This is a genomic window from Metabacillus litoralis, assembly GCF_007994985.1.
GTDB classification, from domain to species: Bacteria; Bacillota; Bacilli; order Bacillales; family Bacillaceae; genus Metabacillus; species Metabacillus litoralis.
In genome coordinates, this window is the sequence record NZ_VOQF01000022.1 from 21,222 (window position 1) to 46,354 (window position 25,133).

Below are 25,133 nucleotides of genomic sequence, written 5' to 3' on the forward strand. Positions count from 1 at the left end.
TCAGGGTTTTTGGGGCGTGATTACTCTAACTTACTATTCCTCGATAATTGACCTTGCACACCTACCTATGTATAAGGCATAAGATACGTTGACAGTTATGCAGGAGGAGGACAATCATGTATTCAAATCATAATTTCTATACTTATGGTCTTTATTATAATGACTTTTATCGTACAACAAATAACACTCAACTTGTAAATGATATACAGAAAGCAATTAATGCAGAGTATAGTGCTGTTGCTTGTTATGAAAAGTTAGCCAAACTAGCACCAACACAGGATGAAAGGAACAAAATACTTGAGATACAAAAAGATGAAAGGCGTCATCTTGAAGAATTCAGTAAAATTTATACAAATCTAACAGGTAGGCAGCCAACTTATAAAATCAGTGAGGAATGTCCAGCTAAGTACAGAGCAGGAATTGAATTTGCCTTTAACGATGAACAAGAAGCCGTTGATTTTTATTTAGATATCGCAGATAAGGCACAGGATGCTACTATTAAAAATAGATTTCGTCGTGCAGCAGCAGATGAACAAAATCACGCTGTATGGTTTTTGTTTTTTTTAAAATCAAAGGTAACACACACTAATCGGCAAGTTGAAAATTACGGTGCTATCGGAGCATTAAGTGCTTCCACATTGTCCGTACCTCAAATGCTGACTTATGCCCTTCAAGACGAATACTTGGCACAAGCAAGATATGATAATATCCTAGGAACTTTTGGATATATTCGAACATTTTCACAAATAAAAGAAGCCGAAATGAGACATATAAATGCGTTGTTACCTCTTTTTGAACGTTATCAAGTACCTTTACCTGTAGATATATCGCAGTCATTCGTTTCAACTCCAGAAAATATTAAGGCAGCATATGCTGCTGGCGTTCAAGGAGAAATAGACAATATTTCTATGTATGAAAGATTTTTATCACTTGATATCCCAAACGATATGAGAACGGTCTTTTCACAACTTCGTAACGCCTCTATGAATCATCTTGCAGCATTTGAAAGAGGTCTTGCAAGAACTTTTTAAATGAAGGTGTAATTATGTCAATTTACATCATTATTTTTACACCTTACCAACCAGCTAGACAGTCACCCATTCTCTCCTTCTTTAATATTGTATTGTTGTAAATCTAAAAGAGGAGGGAGCAAAAATTGGAAGTACTTTCAGATAAAGAATGGTTAGACGAACAACTAGAAACACTTCCTTTGTGGCAACAAGAAGCTTATCGGTCCTTTTCTTCGATCATTGCCGATGATGACAATACGTATCCTTGTATTCCTGGAAGACAAGGCTTTTTATCCAATAATCTTCGCTTCAGTTTTATCGGTGATCCACGTGAAGTGAGTTCATCAAAGAAGCTTGCAGATGCATTAAAAGAATACGGTACGATTTCACGTGATACTGGTAAATATGCGTCTTTAGCTGTGTTTGTTGAAACACCTAAAGATATCCTGGATAGCTATAATGTAGAGGACTATCGGGAATTGTTTTGGACGATATTAAATCATGTCACATCATTTGATCAAAAAGAATGGCCAGAGGAGATTCCAACAGATCCTTCTGACCCTAAATGGGAATTTTGTTATGATGGAGAACCTTATTTCGCCTTTTGCGCAACACCTGCACATGAAGTTCGCCGCAGCCGTCACTTTCCATGTCTGTTGCTAGCGTTTCAACCACGCTGGGTGTTTAATGAAATTAATGACTCAACTGTATTTGGTCGTAAAATGAAAAAACTAATTCGTAAACGACTAGTAGAGTACGACGGAATTCCGGGTCATAGTGATTTGAAATGGTATGGTCAAGAAGATAATCATGAATGGAAACAGTATTTTCTAAGTGATGATGATAGCAGTCCTTCGAAATGTCCTTTTACTCGAATGAAGAATAAATTTTCCGACTTTTTGAAGTAAACTCCATTTAGGAATTTAGGAATTGTGCTATTAGTTATCTGTAACCATGCTAAGTGATGCAATACCTATCAACTAAGAATAGCAGGCTCATCTAAAATCGAGTCTGCTTGATTTTTCCTTCAAATGACAAAACTGTATATAAAATTGCCACCATAGTAGTACCCACCTATGATGGGAATTCTCCTCAATACATCGAATAGGTATAAAAAGGCTTAAATCACTGTAATAAAGGGGCTTAGTCTTAATCTCGGCTTATTTTACTTGCAACTTTGTTATTCACTTCCTACCGAGACATTAATTACTTTACGGCTTTACGTTTTAACGGCAATGTCATACAACGTATACCTCCACCTGATTTTTCTAATTCTGTTACTTCAACCTCGATGATTTTTTTCTTTTGCAATTTAGGATGATTTTTAATCATTTGCTTATGTGCCTGCTTACTAATTAACAGTGTTTCAGGATTAATATTAAGGAAATTAATATCAGGAATTGTTTCATATTCCTTTATCCAATACACTTCAAATCCATGTCGCTTTAAAAATTGCTCTGGCATTTCATACCTAGATTCATTTTCAGTTATAACATTTACTGGAAAATATCGCATATAGCTTTTGGAAATAATAAGGTCCTCATTTGCAACGTTACAATTCATATCTAAGTGAAGTGTATCAGAACGGCGAGGTAAGTCTATAATTCCAATTTCAGAAAATCCAGCTTGAAACAACTTGTCCTTTATCCTCTCAACGCTTGTTATACTAGTCCTCATTCCTACATTTATAAACACAGCATCACTGTTTAAAACAAGAACATCCCCAAATTCCAGTGCCTTTACATCATTATTTTCATTGAGCAAAAACTGCTCTGGAAACCACTTCTTAAATAATAAATGTGATTGAACATACTCCGGTTTTCTCATTGAAATACCTGGCTCTCCAGGAATGATTATATCCCCAAACACACATGCAAGATCTCGAACGAAGAAGCGATTAATAAGTTGTTTACTTAACATGTTATCTTCTTCTGTTAACTCTTTAGAATAATCTATTACTTTTGTGCCGGCTTCTTCGAGGGCAGACTTAAGCTCAGCAAAATTTTCATGTGATTTGGATTGATTAACAGGTGCACTCCATTGAACATCTTCTGCTGTTTTTAAATCTGGAATATCTAAACTAGATGGAGAGCAAAGCATAACAACTTCAAGTTCCCCATGCTCTGACAAGCAACTTGGTTTAAATGGTAACATGTTTCATCTCCTTCCTTCCCAATTAAAATCTCCCTTTATCGTTACCTTTTATCATAAATTTATGTATGTTGAACCTATAACAATGTTTTAACTAGGAAATTCACTTGTAACAAATATTTTTTAAAAAAACACATGCTCACCATACATGAAAGTACGTGAAGAGGAGATTATAGTGATGATTGTTATATCTAATTAGGAGGGAATTACATGCAAAATCAAAATATGAATCAAACTGGGCAACAAATACCACCAAATATGCAACAAAATGCTACAATTTCGAAAAATCATGGTGGTCATGAAATATTTGATGCTCACGAAGTACTTGCTGGAATCATTAATATGTTAGATCAGTATCAAATGTACGAACAGCATATTCAGGATTCTGAGCTTAAAAACATTGCTCAGCGCCAAGCTTCTTTTGTAACACAAACGTATAACACAATAGTAGAGGCTTTCTCTACAGGACAAGATCCAACTGTCCCTACTCAACAATATAAAATGACTCAAAATAATGATGTTGTTTATGGTGTAAAGCCGGGGCAGCCAAAAAAACCAAATAGCTCTATCAACCAGCTTTCAGATCAAGGTCTTTCTGCATATATGCTTGGTAACACTAAATCACTATCAACACTTTTAGCAATGACAGCTCTAGAAATGACAAATCCGGTCATTCGACGTGTTATTGCCGATAGTGTTCCAAATTTCATTGAATTAAGCTATGAAATTTTCCTATATCAAAACAAACACGGTTACTACCAAGTACCTCAATTAATGCAACAAGACATGAATCAAATGCTAAACGGTTATACAACGGTTCCACAACAAGGAAATACAACTCATTAAACCTGACAGGACCAGAAGAGATTCTGGTCCTGCTTTATTATGATAAAATAGCTAGTTACTTCATAAGCGTATACTCAGAAAATTCGCCTCATACAGTAGGAAGGTTATCCAAGCTAACAAAATATAGAATCATTTTTAATCATGTTCATAACATACATAGAAGCTCTAGATTTGCTGTATTTTTATATAAGCCTGTCCATTGAAGAAAACTGCATTATAAAGTTTAGTGACAGTTTTCTTCTTTTAATACTACCTATTGGCATTAAAAAAATTAACATACATTTTCTCCACAAACCCTGTCTTTAAATTGCAATAAGGGATAGAATTTAAAATAAAGTTCTTATGAAGGAGGATTTTACATGCTTAACAACTCATATCAAATAAAATCTCTTAATATTGGAAAACCCCAAAAAATAGAAACACAAAATAATGTATTCATATCTAGCGTAGGAAGAAATAAAGTATCAAAAGCTTTTTTAACCACTCGAGGCTTTGAAGATGATTCCGTAGAATATAAATTTCACGGCGGACCTGAAAGAGCTGTATTATTTTATTGTTTTGAGCATTATGAAAAATGGGAGAATGAGTATAATAAAAAATTTAAGATACCAGGATTTGGTGAGAATATCACCGTTTCAAACTTATCAGAAGCGAATGTTAAAATAGGAGATATTTACGAAATTGGAGAAGCAATTGTTCAAATTACACAACCGCGTATTCCTTGCGATAACTTATCTAAATATAATGAGGAAAAAACACTTCTTAAACGACTAGTCGACACAGGTTTTACAGGCTTTCTCGCTAGTGTTATAAAAGAAGGCTGGATTGAGGACAATTCAACCATTACCCTCAAAGAAAGCCCAAAAGAATCTAACACTGTATTAGAAGCAAATGATATCTTTTTTCATGATAAACATAATAAAGAACGTATTGAATACCTCCTTCAAATTCCAGCGTTAGCTGAAGAATGGAGGGAATATTTGATTAAAAGGTTAGAAAAGTTAGCAAAGTGATGTAATATACATTAAAAAGTTAATCGAGAAGACAAATTTTTTTGAACCAAAAATTCTTCATATCAATTCATTCCCTAAAATTAAAAGACAAGCTAGCCCTTAATAATTTAAAAAGAAAAAGGAATTTCAGCTAGTTTCACCTGAAATGAGATAATCTCAGTGAAAAATCATTGTGGATGGAACGTAATAAACACTTTAAAAGAATGGCTATGTTAAAGCTTAATGGTAATTCATAACACTCTGATGAATTGTAGTGAAGGGCATGAATGAGAATCCTGCTTAGAAAAGCGTGTCAGAGGGAGTCTCCACTCCTAGGAAAAAAGGGTCTTATTTTTTCCTAGGAGGAAAGGTTTTTATTTTTTACCAGGAAAGCGAATGCCATAGCAGAAATCAACAACAAAGTTTTAAGAGTCAAAAGAATAAAAACAATACCAAAATCAAGTCGAATGGTTAAAATGAAGATATATTTTCTCAAAACTCTTTTGATTTTGGACTGGTATTGGCCACAATAGAGCCAACCGGATTTTCATACGTTAGCAAAATGTAATCAATATACTCAAACGCTATTTATATCTGCTTATTTAAATTTTTCTTCAGTTTTAAGATTTTCGGAAAATATTAAATGCTCATCAAGTTGAAAACTAGGTTTATATGTTCAATTTGCTCATTGTTAATTTACATATAATAGAAAATTACAAAAAATAAGGAAGAGGATATACTTCATTCATTAAATCATCCACCACTTCTATATGTATTTCCCACAAACTAAATACTTTTATAACGCTAGCCCTTTCTAAGGTTAATTCTTAAAAACATCCTCTATATCAACTCGAAAACCTTCAAACAATCTAGATGTCACTTTACCTTTGCTTTTTTGCATATCATGTTGTTCATACATATTTTCGTCATTGAGGGCATATACCGTTACTGCGTTCAACATTGGATTAACAATCCAATACTCTTTGACACCATAATTCATATAGAGATTTAACTTTGTTATGAGGCCATGTGACTGATTGGAGGGGCTTAATATTTCAACAATTAGGCTTGGAACACCAACATATCTATCATCTGTAAAACCACTTTTATCACATATGATGCTGATATCTGGGATGACAATCTTGGTTCCCTTCACTTTTTCATCCTTTAATTCAATATCATATGGCGCATGAAATAACTCACACGAGTACCCTTCAATAAAATCCTCAAGTTTGTTCTCAAGCTTTATGGATATACGTTGATGTTTTGTCGAAGGTGATGGTGACATATAAACAAATCCATCTATATATTCTAGTAACGCATCAGAGTTTTCACGGATTTGAAAATATTCATCAATTGACATGGACTCAGTACGGTATTGATTCATTTCACCTATCCCCTTTCCTCTAATATTACTAATTTTATTTTACCAGATTTTGTTTACTGCTATTTACTTTTAAACGACTAGCACTCCATAAATGTAAAATTTAGGATTTACTTATTTAAAATTAGCTTAATTGTTCGATATATTAAGAGGAAAAGTTACTCCCAAGGGACAGAGGGTACGAACTAAAAGCAAGCAGCATCTTGCCAAATTCCACCTCAAAATCGATTAAAATCAACACAAAGTTTTCCAATATTTCAATCAGTTCATAAAATTTAAGGTATGTAAAACAAGTCAACTTAAACAACAAACGTTACTTTGATGGTCGAAGTGGAAGAAGGTACTGTTATTAAAGGATTTACAATGATTCCAGAGGTATTTGGTGTGGAGTCAGGGGAGTGACTTTACGAAAGGATGGTTAGGACTTGACGTGATTACTACTCGATATTATCTGCCAAAAGAATAGCTTAAGGCTTCTACAGGTTTTTCAACCTACAACAAGAAGCCTTTTTTGTTATTGATCTCTTATGTGGACAAGCTGCTATTAGAATTCAAGTATTAATCACCAGTTGAATAGGGTAAATCTAAATATTTCTAATAACTATATCAAGTAGAGAACCGTCCACTGCTTATTTTCGATATAAAAGTGTACGCATACTGGGTCCACCAGAGCAATAAAGTTGCCAATATTAGATAAACGATTGTATACACCCAAAAAGGGACCTCAATCACTAGAACACCTATATAATATAATGGCAAATCAATTCCGAAAACCAAAACAGGTGCAAGTAAACGCCAACGAAGCTTCTGGAAAAACATAATGCTTACACTAAATATTAAACCTTTCATCATACCCATTAATGCTGAAATGAAAATATTATCACGATAAATATTTTCAAAAAAACCATATTCATAATAACGAATACCAACAACGGAAAGTATGTACATCACAGTACCCGCACCTCCCCATCCTTGCATCCACAATGATAGAAACCTTATCCACCTATTACCTAACTCAAGAGCTCGTATCCAGAACTTACTTAATAAGAGGAAAATCATAACGGAAATGAACGTATATTCTCTTCTCCACCAGTTTGTATAATAAATATCGAGCCATTCAAATAACTCTCCTACTCCCATCAAAATCAACGCAAAAAGGACAAGCCAGCGTATTCGGAGCTGATAAACCGCGACTACCACTCCTAAGACAGGAATGACGAATAAATTTGAGACAATTGCACCAAGTGCGTTATCGTAATATCTTACTTCGAGAACATCAGGAACATAAAAATAGCAGTTTCCTATAACAAATACAATAAACTCTCCTACATATACTATTCCCGAAAAACTTAGAAATAGGACAGTTAGACCAAATTGACGTTTGTGAATAATGATCATAATTAATATGGTTATGCTTACTACAGCAAGGATTAAATAAGGGACATAATTAGGCACTCTCTAGACTTCCTTTTTTACTATTATCATATCCAAAGGACCATCAATGGTATTCACGTATACTAAGTTGCTGTCTTTCATTTAGGCTCTTTTCTGAAAGATTGTTGCTAATTGACCTAATTCTCTGTTAGAAACACTGTATTCATCGCATAAAAGGTACTATTCTAGAAGAAAAGATGCCACTAGACTTTATATAGTGCTGTTTCCATCAAGTATTAAAAAGCAACAAAGTTTACGAAAACAGCCTTCATTTAAAAGATAAAAGAGCTAGATGAACAGCTTGTTTTCTAACACTGACTAAGAAAAAGAACATTGATGTCAGTTCAATGCTCTTTTTCTACAGTAAATTGATTCAACTCATAATCAGTGTCGGTGTTAATATCATTATAGGTATAGCTTTCTGGATTACCACTCTCGTCAACAGAAAAATCAGAAGCTCCAATCGTATGACGAATAAAACTCATATTTATTCCTTCATCTGTAAATAAATTCTTCATTAGAGTATCCCGCTGGTCATTATCCATTTTATGATTAATGAGGTAAGCAGATGAGCCTGTAATTGCAGCCCCAAACCCTTCCATCGTTTGAAAGTGAACAGTTGGATCTACTTGGATGATTGGTAGGTTTGAACCGTTGTTATCCTCAAATACGACAGAACCTTGCTTTGTTAATAAATGTTGTTGATCAGCTGTTGTTAACCATATATCGATTGTCTCTCTTTCTCTTTCTCCTTCACTTTCTCCTTCAGAATCAAGAAACATTAATAATGCAGCAATCACCTCTAATATCGTAATGGGTATGAAAATTTTAACTATACGAATAGTAACCTCTCCCTTCAATTTCCACCGGTATTATTATTCAGGTTAATACTACTAGCTATAAATTCACATATACTCGTTGCGCAAAAAAGTTGGGGCAAAAGAGCGCCCCAACCTTCCTACAAAACTTATCCTCTTATTTGATACGAACACTACTTTCATAACGAATGTCGTCAGAAGAACTTCCAACATAGATTGGAACTTCTCCAGTTGGTGTTACCCACTCGTCCTTTTCTTCATCCCAGTAAGAGAACACTTTAGGATCTAGCTCTATATTGACACGTTCTTGCTTCCCAGGTTTCAATTCTACTTTGGCAAATCCCGCTAGCTGTTTAGCAGGAGTAACAATGTTTGTTGGTAACTCCCCTACATAAACTTGAACAACTTCTGAACCAGTTTCATCACCAGTATTTCTTAAATTTAGAGAAACACTGATTTCATTGGTCTTGTCTTTTCCTTTGGTTTTAGCCTTCGCCTTTATATTCTTATAATCAAACGATGTGTAAGATAAACCATGTCCAAATGCATATGCTGGTTTAATTCCTTTATTTTCATATCCTACGAAAATGCCTTCTGAATAGTCAGATTCACCGTTTATACCAGGAAACTGTGCAGCCTGTGAAACTGGAGTACTATTTTCATCAACAGGGAACGTCATTGGTAGTTTACCAGATGGATTCACTTCACCAAATAATATATTTGCAATGGCATTTCCTTGTTCTTGACCCGCAAACCAAGCTTGAACAATAGCCGGTACATCCTCCTGCCATCCGTCCATTTGAACGGCTCTACCACTCATTTGAACGACAACTGTATTTGGATTTACTTTCGCAACTTCCTTGATTAGTTGTTCTTGGTTATTAGGTAAATCAAGATCTGAACGATCGACATACCCTTCACTATCATAAGTGCGTGTAACAATGACTGCCACTTCCGACTCTTTTGCTAGATTGATAGCCTCCTGCATCTTAGAATCGATTGCATCAGATGGCGGCTCCCATCCGAAACGAATCATCGCACCGAAGTCTTGAGCATCTCCTGCTTCACCTGTACTGTATTCAATACGTACCTTATGCTTTTCACCCTTCAACTAGAGAAACTTGCTTTTTCACCGTTTCTAATTCATCACTAGTATTTTCCATTTTAACTTATCATCGAGATATAGTTTACCTGTTCCAAGACTAGTAAGGGAAAGTACATAGTTACCAGTTTTCGGAGCTGCAATATCCCCAGTCCAACGCGCTGACATCTCTTTATTAAAATCGCCAGGAGTATTTGGAAGTTTTGGTGATTGTGCATTGAACCCTTCATAGTTATAGAATCCTAGATTTAAGTTTACTTGTTGATCGGTACGTACTAGAGATGGTTCCCCTTCAAGATTTATGTTTGTCCAGTATTCTGCAGTTAAACCATTATCAGCCTTGTCTGTGTCCTCAGGACTTAAAAGGGATGATGGAACTGCGGATGGACCCGTTAGAATGTCACCAGCACTGATTGGATCACTACCAGCGGCATATGAAACTTCTACATTTTTACCTACGTGATTTTTGATACCTTCTAACGGACTAACAGTGTAAGTTGGATTAACTAAAGAGCTTCCTCCACCTGCAGCAGAAGCATTATCAGCATCTGGCCCAATTACTGCAATAGACTTTAATTCTTTTTTGTGTAACGGCAATGCATTTTTTTCATTTTTCAAAAGTACCATACTCTGTTCAGCTAAATCACGGGCAACTTCTCCATGTTTTGCTGCTAGGATTAGGTTATTTTGAACAGCCTGGTCAAATAATCCTTTATCAAACATTTGTAATAAAATTCGGTGTGCCATATCGGTAACACGGTCTTCACTTACTTTTCCATCTTTAACTGCAGCCAATAGTTTTTCTTCCCATTTCCCAATTGGAGTTCCTGGTGTTTCCAAATCTAAACCCGCATTAGCTGACTCAACAGTACTTAAGTTAGCACCGTAGTCACTCATAACAAAACCTTTAAAATCCATTTGGTCTTTTAGTAATGAGTTAAGCAATGTTTCATTTTCACATGCGCTTATCCCATTCACTTGATCTGACATCACCAACAAGATAATTCTATATAACGCAAAAGAAAAAGAGCTGAAACAAAGTGTTTCAACCCTTTAAACTAACTACTGCATATTTGCTTCAACTGTTTCCTGCGCTTTCTTTAAAGCTTCTTCAGGAGATTCAGATTTCTGTCTTAGTACATTATTTAATGTATTGGTATTTAATTCCGTTAGAACATCTGGATATTGTTCTGTAACGTTAATTCCACTAATTTCGTCTTTGACCTCTAGTAATGTATCAAAGATATCTGTACCGAAGTATTGATAGAATTTGTTATCCTCTTGAACTGCAGGATCTTCCCAAACATCCCAGCGAGGTGGGTCAAACCCTAGAACTGTCCATAGTTTAATATTTGCTTCCTTAGAAAGTTTTGCAAATGCTAGGAACTCCTTTGCAAGCTCAGCATGCTCTGTTTGATTTGTAACAACTGTACCTGTTCCTCCAATACCTACTGAGCGGTCCCCGCCTTCTTCCCAAGCAGGCATTGGTCGAATCACCATTTTTCCTTTTAAGTCAGGCATATAATCAGTGAAACGTCCCATATACCACATCGGCATGGAGATAGAAGCTGCTTTTCCTTCATTCATAAATGCATAGAATTCTTCAGCATGTGGTTCACCACCAGGTGTTAACTCAGCAATTTCATGTGTTGTAAGCATATCATTTAGCAAAGATAGTGTTTTGATGTTTTCAGGGCTATCTATTGTTAAATTACCCTCATCATCAAATAAGTCAGAACCTTGTTGACTGATCATTTGTTGGAAAGTAGTTGCATCACCAGTATGAACTGTTGTCATAACAGCATCAGTGCTTTCAACAACTTTTTTACCCGCTTCTATATAGTCATCCCAAGTTTTGATTGAATCAATATCAACACCGGCTTGATCCATAATTTCTTTGTTATAATACATGACAGTAGCACCAACATGTGTAGGCATACCGTAGTAATTTCCATCTTTAGCATATATGTCAAATCTTGATTGAATGAAATTATCCATCTCAGGTTCTACATATTCATTCATAGGTAAAAGCTGTGGTTCGCCTTGTAAAAAATTCGGAAAACGGCCTACTTCAATATCAGAAATATCAGGCGCACCTTTACCAGCTTGTAGCGCTAATAATAAGTTGTTGTGCATTTGATCGTAAGGGAATGTTTCAGCAACAAGCTTAATTGGTTTATCTGGGTGAAGTTCATTCCATCGTGGAACTGCGTCCTTAAAGAAATCCATGTGCAATTCAACAAATGTCCAATACTTTAATTCAGTTGCATTTTCAACATCTCCACCTATAACTTCCTTTTCAGTTGCCTCACCAGATGCTGAGTCTCCTCCATTACATGCTGCTAATATAAAACACATAAGTAACCCTAAAAGTACTGATAATGACCTTTTCAATTTTCTTCCCCCTTGGTTATCATTTTTAAAAGCGTAGAGTTCTTTCATAATGAGTTGAATTCGATAGATTCACCTCCCTTAAGTCTGCTAACTATAGGATAAGCGCTTACAAATTAACAATTATGCATACTCATAGCTGAATTTATTTTCACTTCAGGTAGTAAATAATAGGAACTACAACATTTTACAGCGACTTCACCTTTAGTCCCTGATCCATTTTATGAAAAACCCGTAAGGTAACCCACATCACTCCTATTCCTAAGGTACTAATCGTGAAAAACGGAATAATCCCTGGATAGCTTAAAGATAGATACAATATTGAATAAATCGCCAAGCCGCACATGAAGGTATAATGGATTTTTGATAAACCTACAATAATAGCATTCTTAATATGTTGTTTCCATGTAGCCTTATAATGAACGAGCATTGGAAAAGCCCAAATTAATAGAATCATATAGAAGAAAACCATTAAGTAAAAGGCGAAAGGAGTTACAATAGAGAATGCACTAACTGAGTTCTTCATTAATTGATAATTAAAGTACAGAATAACCCCGGTCATCGTTAAAATCCATCCTAATATATTGGCTGTAGCAAATTCTTGACGATATGTTTTCTTAAACGTGTGGAATATTTTAATCTCATGTTCACCCAGAATCCACTTTCGAGCTACACTTAACATAGCGACAGTAGATGGAAAGATACCTGCCACAAATAATCCAAGAACTGAAAAGAAAATCCATACTACATTTAGTACGACAAGGCGGTAAATCCATTGAAGAATAAAATCTAGCTTTGAAACAATTTCTTTACCATTCATATCAATATTCCACCTCTTTTTATCGCAATAGATTTACCCCTTGACTCCACCAACTGTAAGTCCTGCAACAAAGTAACGTTGGAAAAAGATAAAAAGAATAATGATTGGGATAATTGTCATAACAGAACCTGCAATGAGTACATCATAATTATTCCCGTAAGGTGTTAATAACGTTGCTAATCCGATCGGTAATGTAAACATATCGTTCGATCTTAAAACAATTAATGGCCACAAGAAATTGTTCCAACTTCCTAATCCTTGAAGAATTGCCATCGCTGCCATCGATGGTCCCATAAGCGGTAGCATAATTTTAAAGAAAATTCCATACTCTGTAGCTCCGTCAATCCTTGCAGCATCCATTAATTCTTTAGGAAGACCAATGGCATATTGTCTGAAGAAGAATACTGCTACAGGTGCAACTACAGCAGGTAGAATAACAGCTGTGTATGTATTGATTAAATTTAAACTAATCATTAATTGAAATAGTGGGAGCATAAGAATTTCAAAAGGAACCATTAAAATAAATAACACAAACCCAAAAATTACATTTCTTCCTTTAAAGTCATATAACGCAAGTGCATACCCGACCATTGAAGAAAAAAATAACGATAAAATAATCGTAATCGCTGAAATGGTCAAACTGTTCATGTACCAGCCCCAATAATTACTAGCTTGTGTAAAGATATACGAGTAGTTATTAAAACTTAATGTACTAGGATCAAAAACCAAACTAATTCCATTTCTCATTAATTCGGAAGAAGGTCTAAGTGATGAAATTAACAAATTTAAAATAGGGAACAGCGCAATAAATGAAATGATGCAAAAGCCTATGTTAATTAACCAAACGACTAGTGTATTTTTTTTCTTTTTCATTTACTCATCCCCTTTCTTAAATGCTCCAGTTAAAATAAGTTGGATGAAGCTAACCGCAAAGATAATTAACATTAAAACAACCCCGATTGCTGCACCAAATCCCATATCATTTTGCTGAATTCCTTGCTGATATAAATAACCAACAACAGTTAATCCGATATTTCCTGGGGAACCTGCTTCCCAGAAAACAAAGCTTTCTTCAAACATTCTAAAACCATTAATAACCGAAATGGTTGTTACAAAGATTGTCACTGGCTTTAAAAATGGTAATGTGACATAAAAGAACTTCTTAACCGTTGATGCACCATCCATTTCTGCTGCTTCGTATAATTCTCTAGGAACATTTTGAAGAGCAGCTAAGAAATAAAGAATGTTCACACCCATCCAACGCCAACTACAGAGAAGAACCATTAGAAACATACCCGACCAAGCGTTATATCTCCAATCAACAGACTCTAGACCTATCCAATTTAAGATTTGGTTAGCCACAGCTGTATCCGTTTCACCAAACATGAGTCTAAATACCATACCAGCTACAATCGTTGAAGCTAATGCAGGTAAAAACAAAGATGCACGGAATAATGTTTTAAATTTAACAAGCTTAGAATCTAGCAATACAGCTAGAATAATTGGTGTGATGACTAAGATGAGAACGGTTAGTATAACGTAGATTGATGTATTTGAGAGTGCCTTATAAAAGGTTGGATTAAGAACCCTCGAATAATTAGACATTCCTATATATGTTGTTTGTCCTGGAAGTACTCGCTGAAAGCTCATGATGATTGCTTGTATAGAAGGATATAAAGATAAAACCAAAAAAGAAAGAATAAAAGGAGAGACAAAAATATACGGTACTACTTTTTTAGAATTAAGAAATTTCAACACTTTATTTGTTCTATTTGCTGTTACAGTCATTTCAGGTGATGTATTCTTCGAAGTAGGTAACATGTTAAAAACCTCCCTTTGATACATAGTAGCTTAAAACATCTTAAGTGCATGCCCAAAAACTCACAATACATACTTTGATATCTTGGATCTAAGACAGTTTAAAGCGAGATCGAAATGAGTACTAGAATAGAAATTTGAATGTCATGCTAGTTATAATATCTGTATTAGATTTAACCACCCCTTCGCGACATATTTATTGGTAACGCTTACACAACCCATTTAAGAAACATTTCATACGTACCAATATCACCACAAGTTATTTTGTACGAACAAATATAAAACTCATTTGCTAATAACTCATACGCATGTGTTGTTGTATTTTCATTATAAATAACTGAATATTGAATTTCAAGCATTTTCTAAATATTTGTAAATTGTGAAAAAATTGTCTAATTTTGTTGCATATCAATATTAATAACTCTTTATAATTAACTTTAACAAAAACCAGTATTTTACTATTCATCATGACAACTCGATTTATCATTCCTCTAACTTGTAAGTACATTTTAACTAGAGCATATACCTACCAAGAAGCTTTCGTTTACAGTCATTGTTAATATCGAACATTTCTACCTAGTTCAAAAAATTATCCTATAAAAACATAAGTTAAGTTAATACATTTGGTATTGAATGTAGAATAATCTGTACAGTGTCGAATACTCGTAAAAAAAGCTTCCCACAAGTTTGGATATGGTTCTCCGTAACGCTATAAAGATAGCTAAATAGTTTTTATCGCTACAGCCATTGAATTTAGCATGTGTTAAAGATTAAGTTAAAGGATGAACTAACAAAAAGGACTGTTGTTCCGTATAAGGAAAAGTATCGTCAATCAACAAAGGAATAGATTGATCTGTGATTTCGCATGGTAATGATTAACACGGATACAAAATAAAAAAGAAACCAAATCATTTGAGATTTGGTTTTCTAATAAGTTTGATATTTTGATATATTTTTCTACCTAAACGATTACGCTATTCTTTTTCTTATAAAGAGGAAGAACATGCCACTTAAGAAGAGTAAAAACCCTGCTAATAAGTACTGATAGTGCGTAGTAGCAGTTTCCGGTAGTTTTTGTCCGTCATCCGTTACAGACTGTTGCATTAAGTCAACACTGGTTTGTTTCTTTGGAGCTTCTGAGTCCTCGGGATCTTTTGGGTCGACAGAGCTTTCTCGATCTTCAGAATCCTCCGGGTTAACAGGTTTTTCGGGATCTTCTGGATCGATTGGGCTTTCGGGATCAACAGGATTTTCCGGTTTGACAGGGCTTTCGGGATCTTCTGGATTTGGTGAAACTGGATCAGAAGTACCGATTGCTTTAATATGTGCAACAACACTATTATTGTTATAAGTGACTGATACCTCGTAATCATCTGCAGTTACATTATCGAATTTACCTTCCACCTTGTCAGCAGTCATTAAAGTAATATCCGTAGCCTTGTCTATTTCATAATTAGAAAGATCTAAATTCAGATCCCCACCATCAAGGTATACTAGTCCATCTACACTTAGTTGAGTTTGGTCATTATCCATTGCAATATCTAGGCTTCCAGCTTCCATTGTTAAGTTACCATTTAAATTCAGAGGTTCTTCTACATTAACTAAAACTGTACCATTCTCTACATAAAGATCGTCTTCACCAAAAGCAGTTGCAGAAGTAGCTTCTAACGTTCCTCCTTGCAGTAATGTTCCCCCTGAATAACTATTACTTCCTGTCAATGTAAGTGTACCTGTCCCTTGCTTGGTAAGCATACCACTGCCAGTTATATCATTTCTCCACCAATCATGGGCATTAAATCTTCCTTTTGAAGCATCCATGTTCACTGTTACATTGCTTAAAAACGCACCATATCCATCAGATGCTGTTACTAAATCAATTCTTCCCCAACCATTTGATTCATCTATTACAGGGTAGCCTGATTCAATTTCTGTCGTATACAATACTTCTCTACGTTGTTTATCAGTTAAATAAGGCTGACGAGTTTCCAATAAAACTTCAGCCCCTTTAGGTACTACAGGGTCTAAACCTTTTATGCCTGTTTGAGGTAATCCGTATGTAAGTTTTTCTCGATAGAATGCTTTATTTACCTCATGATCTTCCCATTTTTGTTCATCGTATGCACTTTCAAACGTATAATCCTCTGTTACTGTATGTGCATATTCGTACAAGCTCATTCCTTTTGATGCAGCCAATTCACCGAATACTTCTCCAGCATTTTTATAAGCCTTATCCAATACCTCTTGGTTTTCTGTAAGGTTGTATGCGTAGGCAGTCATTGCAGTTGATTGTATTCTTGCTCCTATAACATCAAGTGGCGAGTGCATACCAGACACTATTCTATTTTCTCCCATTTGAGCTGCTCTAGTTAAAAATTCAGCAAATCTTTCAGGTGTTGCGTATGCAAATCCGAATGTTGACAAATAAGCTGCACTTGTATGTCCACTTGGAAAAGCTCCGTCTTTACCTCTCCCGTCTTCCGCTTTTCTTTTTACATATTCTAATGCAGGAATGACTTTTACATTCGTTTCGTATTGTTGGTAATGTCTTTCTCCCGTTTCTTTTTTGCCGCCTGAAGGTAATTCTTCTACTTTACTTTCACCACTACCAATTGTCGCCCATACAGGTAAACCATTCTCATCAACAACTTCTTTCACTTCTCCATCTGAATTTATTCTGTAAGGTCTTGGAGATGAGAAAAAGTACTTCGAAGGATTTGAGGAAGAAGGATTTCTAAATCTAATTAAATGAACTAAATCCAACGCATCTGATAGTTTAGTCCCTTCCCATTTCCCCATTCCTTGACTCTGATCCTCAACAGTCGCTTCTTCCAATACTACATTCATGTCCTCTTTTGATCTGACAACACTTGTAATCGGTTTAACGATATCTACATAGGTGTTCGCTAAAGGTCCATAAGCTTCCATCATACTGTATATCTTATCTCTTTGATCATCATAATAGGCCGCTAAAGCCTCTTCATCCGTTCTGTTTTTAGTAATGTCTTCTACATATTTAATATTAGCTCTCCAAGTCTTTGAATCTCTAATTTCTTCGTTAGCATATGTTTTCTTATCTGCTACTACCTTTGTCTTATCATTTTTATATCCATCAAAATAAACGGTAGGTCCGTCACCGTATTTAGCAACCTTACCATTTGCACCTGGTACAGTTAACGCTGTTCCGTCTCTCCAATCTGGTTGATTCAAAGACCAGACTTGATCAAAACCATCTAAAATACTAATAAAAGGATTAGTCGCAGCTATATTCTTTAAGTGCGAATCATTAGCATTTTCGCCATTATCCACTGCTGAAAATAGTTGCTCAGCTTCAGAAGGATTTGTATTTATTTCTCCAGTAGTCCCTTGTGGCTTTGAAGGCTTTGAATGCTCCTGACCAGAATCTTGACTAGCAGCCAAAACTGAAAGCTCAAAAGAATTCATAGTTAGTACTGCAAGTAGTACTAGTATCGATATTTTCTTTATGAATTTCATACCTGTCATTTCTCCTTTTCTATTATAATTTCAAACTGCAAATTCCACTTTAAGGTATGTTTGTTAAATTAATGTAGGAAAACTGTTGAAATTTAGTGAAATTTATGTAAAGAGGAAGAGAATTATTACGAAAATTAGCAAAATTTTTGATTTCGATATGTTATCACTGAATGCTATAAATTATGGTTCTTATCACTTAAGCACAAGAAAAAGACTTCTCAAAAGTTATAAAACTAAATGAGAAGTCTCAGATTTAAACATTATGTTAGCTTTTTGTTAGCAAAATCCTTTAATTTCCTTATATCGAGGGTTTGAGGGCATGATTACATCATGCCACCTGTAAGCTGCGAGAGTGTAATATTGTTAATATTAAGTGAAAATAGTTGGTAAATCAACGTTTCAGATGATTTTGAACACCGCTTTGCTATTCATATCCCTCAAGACTAATTATTATTTAAGACATCTTTGTTTTCCATTACCCAAATTTCAATAATACTTTTTAAATCTTCAGTCTTAATCATACATGAAGTAGGTCCATCTTCTAGAACATAATCATTTATCACTTTTGTATATTCTTTATTTATTTCAAGGGTACAAATGTTACCACCTGTTGATTCGGAAGTTGATTTTCCTAGTAACACATTTTCTATATTCTCTAGAAATATTGCTTCTCTAAAAGATTCCAGATCATTTAGAAGATACTCAATAACTGCTAGCTCATCTGGTAGCTTAATCTTCTTATATTCACTCTTAGGATCCTCAATGATTGAATATTTATATCTCAAATTATCGCACCTTTCTCCATCTGATCAATTCTCTCTATCACAACACTCAATTTTCCCACCAAGACCGACTCCAAATTCGTGTACCTTCCACTATTGCATGTTTGAACTATTTTGTGCAATTAAGTAGTTTTAAATGAAACTTTCATTAAATCCTTAACGATTTGGTATCAGAAGGTCGATCACAATAAAAAATTGTATCACTACTTCATCTCGAATGAAAAAAGAGGCCTCTCAAAAGTTCACAGAACTAAAGAAAAGCCTCTTTTAATATTATTATTAGGTTATCATTTTGTTAGCAAATCACTAGGAATTTAGCGGGCAGATTACATCATGCCGCCCATTCCACCCATTCCGCCCATGCCGCCCATATCAGGCATGCCGCCGCCGCCTTCTTCTGGCTTATCAGCGATTACAGCTTCAGTTGTTAAGAACATAGCTGCAACAGATGCTGCGTTTTGAAGTGCAGAACGAGTTACTTTTGTTGGGTCAACGATACCAGCTTCGAACATGTTTACCCATTGTCCGTTAGCTGCATTGAAACCAATGCCAACTTCTTCTTTTTTCAGGCGCTCAACGATAACAGATCCTTCAAGGCCTGCGTTGTGTGCGATTTGACGAACTGGCTCTTCAAGAGCACGCAAGATGATGTTGATACCTGTTTGAGTATCTCCTTCTTCTTGTAGTGCGCCTACTTTGTTATATACGTTTACTAGAGCAGTACCACCACCAGAAACGATACCTTCTTCTACAGCAGCACGTGTAGAGTTAAGTGCATCTTCGATACGTAGTTTGCGTTCTTTTAGTTCAGTTTCAGTTGCAGCACCAACTTTGATTACTGCTACTCCACCTGCTAATTTCGCTAAACGCTCTTGTAATTTTTCTTTATCGAACTCAGAAGTTGTTTCTTCTAATTGAGTACGGATTTGATTTACACGACCAGCGATTTGATCAGCTTGACCAGCACCTTCTACGATTGTTGTGTTTTCTTTTGTTACAACAATTTTAGAAGCGCGACCTAATTGATCTATGTTAGCTGATTTAAGATCTAAACCAAGCTCTTCAGTGATTACTTCACCACCAGTTAAGATAGCGATGTCTTCAAGCATTGCTTTACGACGGTCACCGAAACCAGGTGCTTTAACAGCTACTGCATTGAATGTTCCACGAAGTTTGTTTACAACTAATGTTGCTAACGCTTCGCCTTCAACATCTTCAGCAATTAATAATAGTGGCTTACCTTGTTGAACAACTTGCTCAAGTACTGGTAAGATTTCTTGAATGTTTGTGATTTTTTTGTCAGTGATTAATACATATGGATTTTCAAGAACTGCTTCCATTTTGTCAGAATCAGTTACCATATATGGAGATGCATAACCACGGTCAAATTGCATACCTTCTACTACTTCTAGCTCAGTAGAGAAACCTTTAGATTCTTCAATTGTGATAACACCGTCGTTACCAACGCGCTCCATTGCTTCAGCGATCAATTGACCTACTTCATCATCAGCTGCAGAAATCGCTGCAACTTGTGCAATAGATTCTTTGCCTTCGATTGGTTTTGAAATTGCTTGTAACTCTTCAAGTGCAACAGTTACCGCTTTTTCGATTCCTTTACGAAGAACCATTGGGTTAGCACCAGCTGTTACGTTCTTTAATCCTTCGCGGATCATTGCTTGAGCTAATACAGTTGCAGTTGTTGTTCCGTCACCAGCAACATCGTTTGTTTTGCTAGCTACTTCTGCAACAAGTTTAGCACCCATGTTTTCAAAAGCATCTTCTAATTCGATTTCTTTAGCAATTGTTACACCATCATTTGTAATAAGTGGAGAACCGTATTTCTTTTCAAGAACAACGTTACGTCCTTTTGGTCCTAATGTAACTTTTACAGCATCAGCTAATGCGTCAACACCACGAAGCATTGAACGACGAGCATCTTCACTAAATTTAATATCTTTAGCCATTTTTACAAAACCTCCTCAAAGTTTTTAAAAAAGTATTCTATGATATGTGTGCTGCAACCTTATCCGATAACAGCTAAAATGTCGTTTTCACGTAAAATTAAGTATTCAGTACCTTCATACTTTACTTCAGTACCAGCATATTTTGAGAAGATGATACGATCGCCTTCTACTACTTCAAGTGCTACTTTTTCACCACTGTCTAAAACTCGGCCTGTACCAACAGCTACTACCTTACCTTCTTGTGGCTTCTCTTTCGCACTATCAGGAAGGACGATACCACTAGCAGTTTTTTCTTCTGATTCAACTAACTCGATAATAACGCGATCACCTAATGGCTTTAACAAGTGAAACAACCTCCTCAAATTCTTTAAATAGATAATTTTTCCTTATTAGCACTCAACGTCATTGAGTGCTAACACAATTTATATATTATATAAGTTCTCTTTTAATTTCAAGTCTGAAGTTCAGTTTTTTAATATTTTTTTATATTTCTCACTTCGACTTTTTAGAGTATGTTACATCTTCTCTTTCTATTCTAGTTAAACATTTCATTTTTAAACTTGTTTTCTTTTTTAAATCTTTTAATTGGTTCTTTTATTGAAAAAGTATAGCCAATTATGTAGTCGAACAGTGATGTAATCTGGGAGAAAATCCAGTAACAAATTTTTGGAATCAACAAACTTTACTAAAACAGCCTTATCATACATAGAACTAATAATAGTTATGTTACAATAAAATTTGTTGTTCTTAGAATAACGTTTGATCACATATTATCGTTTCTTACTATAAAGGAGGCTTATATGAAAAAACATTATTGGCTGATTCTACTTACATATATGCTATTACAGCTCTCTGCTATTGTTGGAATTAGATTGTTTTCTTTACTCAATATAGGAGAAACAAATGTAGAAAGATTCGCTTATTGGACGATCTTAAGCTTTACACTAGCATTTCTTATTATTCTGTTTCTTTTAAGAAAAGAACGTGCCCTCGAAAGTGACTTTAGAGGAGAACCAGCTTCTGTTAGTGTTTCAGTTGTCTGGGCTATAATTGGTTTCTTTTTAGCTATTTTTGCTCAATCTCTTGCTGCTAATATCGAAATTAATCTTTTCGGTGTTGAGCCTGGCTCTGAAAATACCCAAATGATTATGCGAGTTATTGAAGTTTCACCACTAGTTATTCTCGTAACTTCGATAATTGGTCCAATATTAGAAGAAATCGTCTTTAGAAAAATCCTTTTCGGAGTATTATATAAGAAAACAAACTTCTTCATAGCAGCGATTATTAGTTCATTAATCTTCTCAATATTCCATGGTGAGCCACAGCATCTATTGTTATATGCATCAATGGGCTTTACATTTGCCTTTCTTTATGTAAAAACACAAAGAATCCTTGTACCTATTTTTGCTCATGTTGCAATGAATACAATGGTTGTTATTGTCCAAACGGTTTTTAGAGAAGATATTGAAGAAATGATGAAAATGTTAGAAGAAATGAGATTAGAGCAGCAACTGCAAGTGATTATTGGAGGATTATTATGATGAGAGCCAACCCAATTTCCATGGGGATTTTTTACTTAATCATGGGAATATTATTTACTTATTTAGCTATAAATAGTGCTGCAGAAGGACTTTTCACCTTCCCAACTATACTCCTTATGCTGATCGCTACTTTTGACATCGGTGTTGCCATAAGGATGTTTTCTTTATCAAAGAAATTAAAAAAGAAAAGCAACGACAAAAAATGAGACTATTTTCAGTCTCATTTTTTTGCATTTTCTTCTTTAAAACGAAGCTTCTGTGCATTTCTATATGATATTCGCGAAATCCATATGCTAATTTCATAAAGGATAAACAATGGAATGGACACCATAAGATGTGACGTTATCTCAGGTGGCGTAATCAGGGCTGCAATAACTAGTAAAACAAAGTAAGCATACTTTCTTACTTTTGTTAAAAACATCGGTGTTACAATCCCTAAACGCGTTAGAAACATGATAACGACCGGTAGTTGAAATAAAATTCCGAATGGCATCGTTAATTGTAATAAAAAGGTGAAATATTCGTTAATCCCTATTACTTGGTTAATATCAAGATCATTAGAGATTCTTTCCATAAATTCAACAACAAATGGAAAAAGAATAAAATAAGAGAAAGAAATACCCATCAAAAATAATAATAGAGAAATTGGTATATAGCTTAGCGTTACTTTTCTTTCTTTTTCATATAAGCCAGGGCTAACAAAAGACCAAAACTGATACAAAATAATTGGTGATGTAATAACAAATGCGATAATAAAAGCGAATTTCATATACACCATCAATGGATCTGTTAAATTAAAAGCATTTAATGTTAAAGATTTTGCTTCTTCTGTATGCTGTAAATAAATTATAATCGGCCTTGAAAGTAAAAAACCTGCAATAACAGCTAAGAAAAAGAAAACGACAACAATAACGAGTCGTTTTCTTAGCTCTGTTATATGATCAATGACCGACATTTCATTTTGTGTCATATCGGATTCATCCTATCTTACTTGACTTCTTCCCTTGTTTCTTTCTTTTTAGCATCTTGATCATCATCTTCATCATCTGCTAAACCTTTAGTTGCATTTTTAAATTCACGTAACGTATTTCCTGCAGCTTTACCTAACTCAGGTAATTTCTTTGGTCCAAAAATTAGTAATGCTACAAACACGATTAATAATAGACTACCGATTCCTACTGTTGGCATCGACATCCACCTCCTTATTTGGGCTTTAAAAGACGAAACTCTTCTATTTTAGTACTATTTATTTTTCTTCATTAGGATAATGCTTTAAAAAGTAAACTAATGACTGAAGCTCTACAGCTAAGTCAATGTGATGAATTCTAATTTCATCAGGAACATTTAATCTTGCTGGAGTAAAGTTCAATATACCTTTAATTCCTTTTGCTATAAGCCTGTCAGTAATAGACTGGGCAACTGGTGCCGGAACAGTTAATATAGCCACTGTTACATCATCAGCAAAGGTCTCCTCTAAATGATCTAAATCGAAAACCGGAACACCACCAATTTCTGTTCCAATTTTATCTTTATCAACATCATAGGCGATAGAAATAACCGTATTGTTATTTTTCGTAAAATTATAATGTAAAAAGGCTGTCCCTAAATTACCAACACCAATCAAGCAGACTTTTGTCACTTCGTCTTGATCTAATGTTTTTCTAAAAAAGGATAACAAATAATTCACATTATAACCATACCCTTTTTTTCCTAGTGCTCCAAAGTATGAGAAATCTCTACGAATTGTCGCGGAATCTACTTTTACAGCATCACTTAATTCAGCTGATGAAACACGTTGTTTGCCAGATGAATGTAGATTCTTTAAAAACCGATAATATAACGGTAATCTTTTAGCAGTTGCCTGCGGTATTTTTGATTGCTCAATATTCACTTTTATCCCTCACATTCATACAAAACGCAAAGTGAAAACTTAGAAGCTCTCACTTTTAAATAAGCGACGTCCTGTGCTTTAGAGATAGACATATAAAAAATGTCCAAGAACGGCGGACTTTTTATCTATAAGTTGTTTTTATTATTTTTAGCTTTCTTCTCTGTGAAAATCTCCACTTTTACCGCCTGTTTTTTCTACTAAGTATGTTGGACCAATAACCATTCCTTTATCAACAGCCTTACACATATCATAAACAGTAAGTGCAGCAATGCTTGCAGAGGTTAACGCTTCCATTTCAACACCTGTACTGCCTTTTGTTTTAACAGTTGCTGATATTAATAAAACGTATTTGTTTTCACCTATCTCCCAATCAAAGTCTATGTCTACACCTTTTATCGGAATAGGATGACACATTGGAATAACATTAGCCGTCTGTTTTGCAGCCATAATGCCGGCTACTTGAGCAACAGAGAGAACATCACCTTTACCAATTTCATGGTTGGTGATTTTATCATATACTTCTTTTGTTAATTCAACACTTGATTTAGCAAGTGCCGTTCTAACAGTTGTTTCCTTAGCAGAGATATCAACCATTTTCGCTCTGCCTTGATCATTAAAATGGGTAAATTCTGACATACACAAGTCCCCTTATATCTAGACTATACACTATTTTATACCATCTGTCTGTTTTGTTATT

At 34.9% G+C, this 25,133-nt stretch carries 24 protein-coding genes; 6 read left to right on the top strand and 18 right to left on the bottom strand.

The window, feature by feature from the left end; translation table 11 throughout:
• Window positions 1–116 precede the first annotated feature (116 nt).
• Both FS935_RS21415 and FS935_RS21420 read left to right on the top strand, forming a co-directional pair.
• Window positions 117–1,031 (top strand): ferritin family protein, encoded by a 915-nt coding sequence (locus FS935_RS21415; protein ID WP_146950678.1) that lies wholly within the window; start codon window positions 117–119, stop codon window positions 1,029–1,031.
• A gap of 125 nt (window positions 1,032–1,156) precedes the next feature.
• Window positions 1,157–1,918, top strand: coding sequence for a YqcI/YcgG family protein (locus FS935_RS21420; RefSeq protein WP_146950679.1), 762 nt, complete (start codon window positions 1,157–1,159; stop codon window positions 1,916–1,918).
• Window positions 1,919–2,216: 298 nt separating this feature from the next.
• Here the strand turns inward: FS935_RS21420 and FS935_RS21425 are convergent, their stop codons facing one another.
• Window positions 2,217–3,164 carry an arginine deiminase family protein gene (locus tag FS935_RS21425; RefSeq protein ID WP_146950680.1) on the bottom strand — a complete coding sequence of 316 codons (948 nt, stop codon included), beginning with the start codon at window positions 3,162–3,164 and terminating at the stop codon, window positions 2,217–2,219.
• A 207-nt stretch (window positions 3,165–3,371) separates the two neighbouring features.
• On the opposite strand from FS935_RS21425, the gene FS935_RS21430 reads away from it, so the two are divergent.
• Window positions 3,372–4,007, top strand: a complete 636-nt coding sequence (locus tag FS935_RS21430) for a spore coat protein (RefSeq protein WP_146950681.1) — start codon at window positions 3,372–3,374, stop codon at window positions 4,005–4,007.
• A gap of 359 nt (window positions 4,008–4,366) precedes the next feature.
• Window positions 4,367–5,020 (top strand): MOSC domain-containing protein, encoded by a 654-nt coding sequence (locus FS935_RS21435; RefSeq protein WP_146950682.1) that lies wholly within the window; start codon window positions 4,367–4,369, stop codon window positions 5,018–5,020.
• Between the two features lie 799 nt (window positions 5,021–5,819).
• Here FS935_RS21435 and FS935_RS21440 read toward each other — a convergent pair.
• The 13 genes from FS935_RS21440 to groES all read right to left on the bottom strand — a co-directional run bounded on the left by FS935_RS21440 (window position 5,820) and on the right by groES (window position 21,348).
• Window positions 5,820–6,386 carry a Uma2 family endonuclease gene (locus FS935_RS21440; RefSeq protein WP_146950683.1) on the bottom strand — a complete coding sequence of 189 codons (567 nt, stop codon included), beginning with the start codon at window positions 6,384–6,386 and terminating at the stop codon, window positions 5,820–5,822.
• A 603-nt stretch (window positions 6,387–6,989) separates the two neighbouring features.
• Window positions 6,990–7,838: a hypothetical protein gene (locus FS935_RS21450; protein ID WP_146950684.1), complete on the bottom strand. Its 849-nt coding sequence runs from the start codon at window positions 7,836–7,838 to the stop codon at window positions 6,990–6,992.
• A 323-nt stretch (window positions 7,839–8,161) separates the two neighbouring features.
• The gene (locus FS935_RS21455) at window positions 8,162–8,677 is read right to left on the bottom strand and encodes a glycoside hydrolase (protein ID WP_146950685.1); all 516 of its coding nucleotides are present in this window, start codon (window positions 8,675–8,677) and stop codon (window positions 8,162–8,164) included.
• Between the two features lie 115 nt (window positions 8,678–8,792).
• Window positions 8,793–9,746 carry a glycoside hydrolase family 3 C-terminal domain-containing protein gene (locus FS935_RS24060; RefSeq protein ID WP_240050988.1) on the bottom strand — a complete coding sequence of 318 codons (954 nt, stop codon included), beginning with the start codon at window positions 9,744–9,746 and terminating at the stop codon, window positions 8,793–8,795.
• Between the two features lie 27 nt (window positions 9,747–9,773).
• A complete protein-coding gene (locus FS935_RS24065) occupies window positions 9,774–10,715 on the bottom strand; it encodes a glycoside hydrolase family 3 C-terminal domain-containing protein (protein WP_240050989.1) in 942 nt (313 codons plus the stop codon).
• Between the two features lie 84 nt (window positions 10,716–10,799).
• Window positions 10,800–12,131: an ABC transporter substrate-binding protein gene (locus tag FS935_RS21465; RefSeq protein WP_439116689.1), complete on the bottom strand. Its 1,332-nt coding sequence runs from the start codon at window positions 12,129–12,131 to the stop codon at window positions 10,800–10,802.
• Between the two features lie 184 nt (window positions 12,132–12,315).
• Window positions 12,316–12,948 carry a YesL family protein gene (locus FS935_RS21470; RefSeq protein ID WP_146950686.1) on the bottom strand — a complete coding sequence of 211 codons (633 nt, stop codon included), beginning with the start codon at window positions 12,946–12,948 and terminating at the stop codon, window positions 12,316–12,318.
• 33 nt (window positions 12,949–12,981) lie between these two features.
• Window positions 12,982–13,821: a carbohydrate ABC transporter permease gene (locus tag FS935_RS21475; RefSeq protein WP_146950687.1), complete on the bottom strand. Its 840-nt coding sequence runs from the start codon at window positions 13,819–13,821 to the stop codon at window positions 12,982–12,984.
• On the bottom strand, window positions 13,822–14,769 hold the full coding sequence (locus tag FS935_RS21480) for a carbohydrate ABC transporter permease (protein WP_146950688.1): 948 nt from the start codon (window positions 14,767–14,769) through the stop codon (window positions 13,822–13,824).
• 966 nt (window positions 14,770–15,735) lie between these two features.
• Window positions 15,736–18,258, bottom strand: a complete 2,523-nt coding sequence (locus tag FS935_RS24315; RefSeq protein WP_275669638.1) for a phosphatase PAP2 family protein — start codon at window positions 18,256–18,258, stop codon at window positions 15,736–15,738.
• 443 nt (window positions 18,259–18,701) lie between these two features.
• Entirely contained in the window at window positions 18,702–19,043 is a 342-nt protein-coding gene (locus tag FS935_RS21490; protein ID WP_146950690.1) for a hypothetical protein, read from the bottom strand.
• A gap of 323 nt (window positions 19,044–19,366) precedes the next feature.
• Window positions 19,367–21,004 carry a chaperonin GroEL gene (gene groL / locus FS935_RS21495; RefSeq protein WP_146950691.1) on the bottom strand — a complete coding sequence of 546 codons (1,638 nt, stop codon included), beginning with the start codon at window positions 21,002–21,004 and terminating at the stop codon, window positions 19,367–19,369.
• A 59-nt stretch (window positions 21,005–21,063) separates the two neighbouring features.
• Window positions 21,064–21,348, bottom strand: coding sequence for a co-chaperone GroES (gene groES / locus FS935_RS21500; protein ID WP_146950692.1), 285 nt, complete (start codon window positions 21,346–21,348; stop codon window positions 21,064–21,066).
• 456 nt (window positions 21,349–21,804) lie between these two features.
• Between groES and FS935_RS21505 the strand changes: the two genes are divergently transcribed.
• Both FS935_RS21505 and FS935_RS21510 read left to right on the top strand, forming a co-directional pair.
• Window positions 21,805–22,545 carry a CPBP family intramembrane glutamic endopeptidase gene (locus FS935_RS21505; RefSeq protein WP_146950693.1) on the top strand — a complete coding sequence of 247 codons (741 nt, stop codon included), beginning with the start codon at window positions 21,805–21,807 and terminating at the stop codon, window positions 22,543–22,545.
• Window positions 22,545–22,751, top strand: a complete 207-nt coding sequence (locus FS935_RS21510) for a YdiK family protein (RefSeq protein ID WP_146950694.1) — start codon at window positions 22,545–22,547, stop codon at window positions 22,749–22,751. Before FS935_RS21505 ends, FS935_RS21510 begins: the two co-directional genes overlap by 1 nt.
• A gap of 14 nt (window positions 22,752–22,765) precedes the next feature.
• On the opposite strand, the gene tatC is transcribed toward FS935_RS21510, so the two are convergent.
• From tatC to moaC, 4 genes are all read right to left on the bottom strand, one after another.
• On the bottom strand, window positions 22,766–23,515 hold the full coding sequence (gene tatC / locus FS935_RS21515; protein WP_146950695.1) for a twin-arginine translocase subunit TatC: 750 nt from the start codon (window positions 23,513–23,515) through the stop codon (window positions 22,766–22,768).
• 17 nt (window positions 23,516–23,532) lie between these two features.
• Window positions 23,533–23,733: a twin-arginine translocase TatA/TatE family subunit gene (locus FS935_RS21520; protein ID WP_146950696.1), complete on the bottom strand. Its 201-nt coding sequence runs from the start codon at window positions 23,731–23,733 to the stop codon at window positions 23,533–23,535.
• A 58-nt stretch (window positions 23,734–23,791) separates the two neighbouring features.
• Entirely contained in the window at window positions 23,792–24,436 is a 645-nt protein-coding gene (locus FS935_RS21525; protein ID WP_146950697.1) for a redox-sensing transcriptional repressor Rex, read from the bottom strand.
• A gap of 147 nt (window positions 24,437–24,583) precedes the next feature.
• Complete coding sequence (gene moaC, locus FS935_RS21530; RefSeq protein ID WP_146950698.1) at window positions 24,584–25,072, bottom strand: cyclic pyranopterin monophosphate synthase MoaC; 489 nt, start codon at window positions 25,070–25,072, stop codon at window positions 24,584–24,586.
• Window positions 25,073–25,133: the final 61 nt, after the last annotated feature.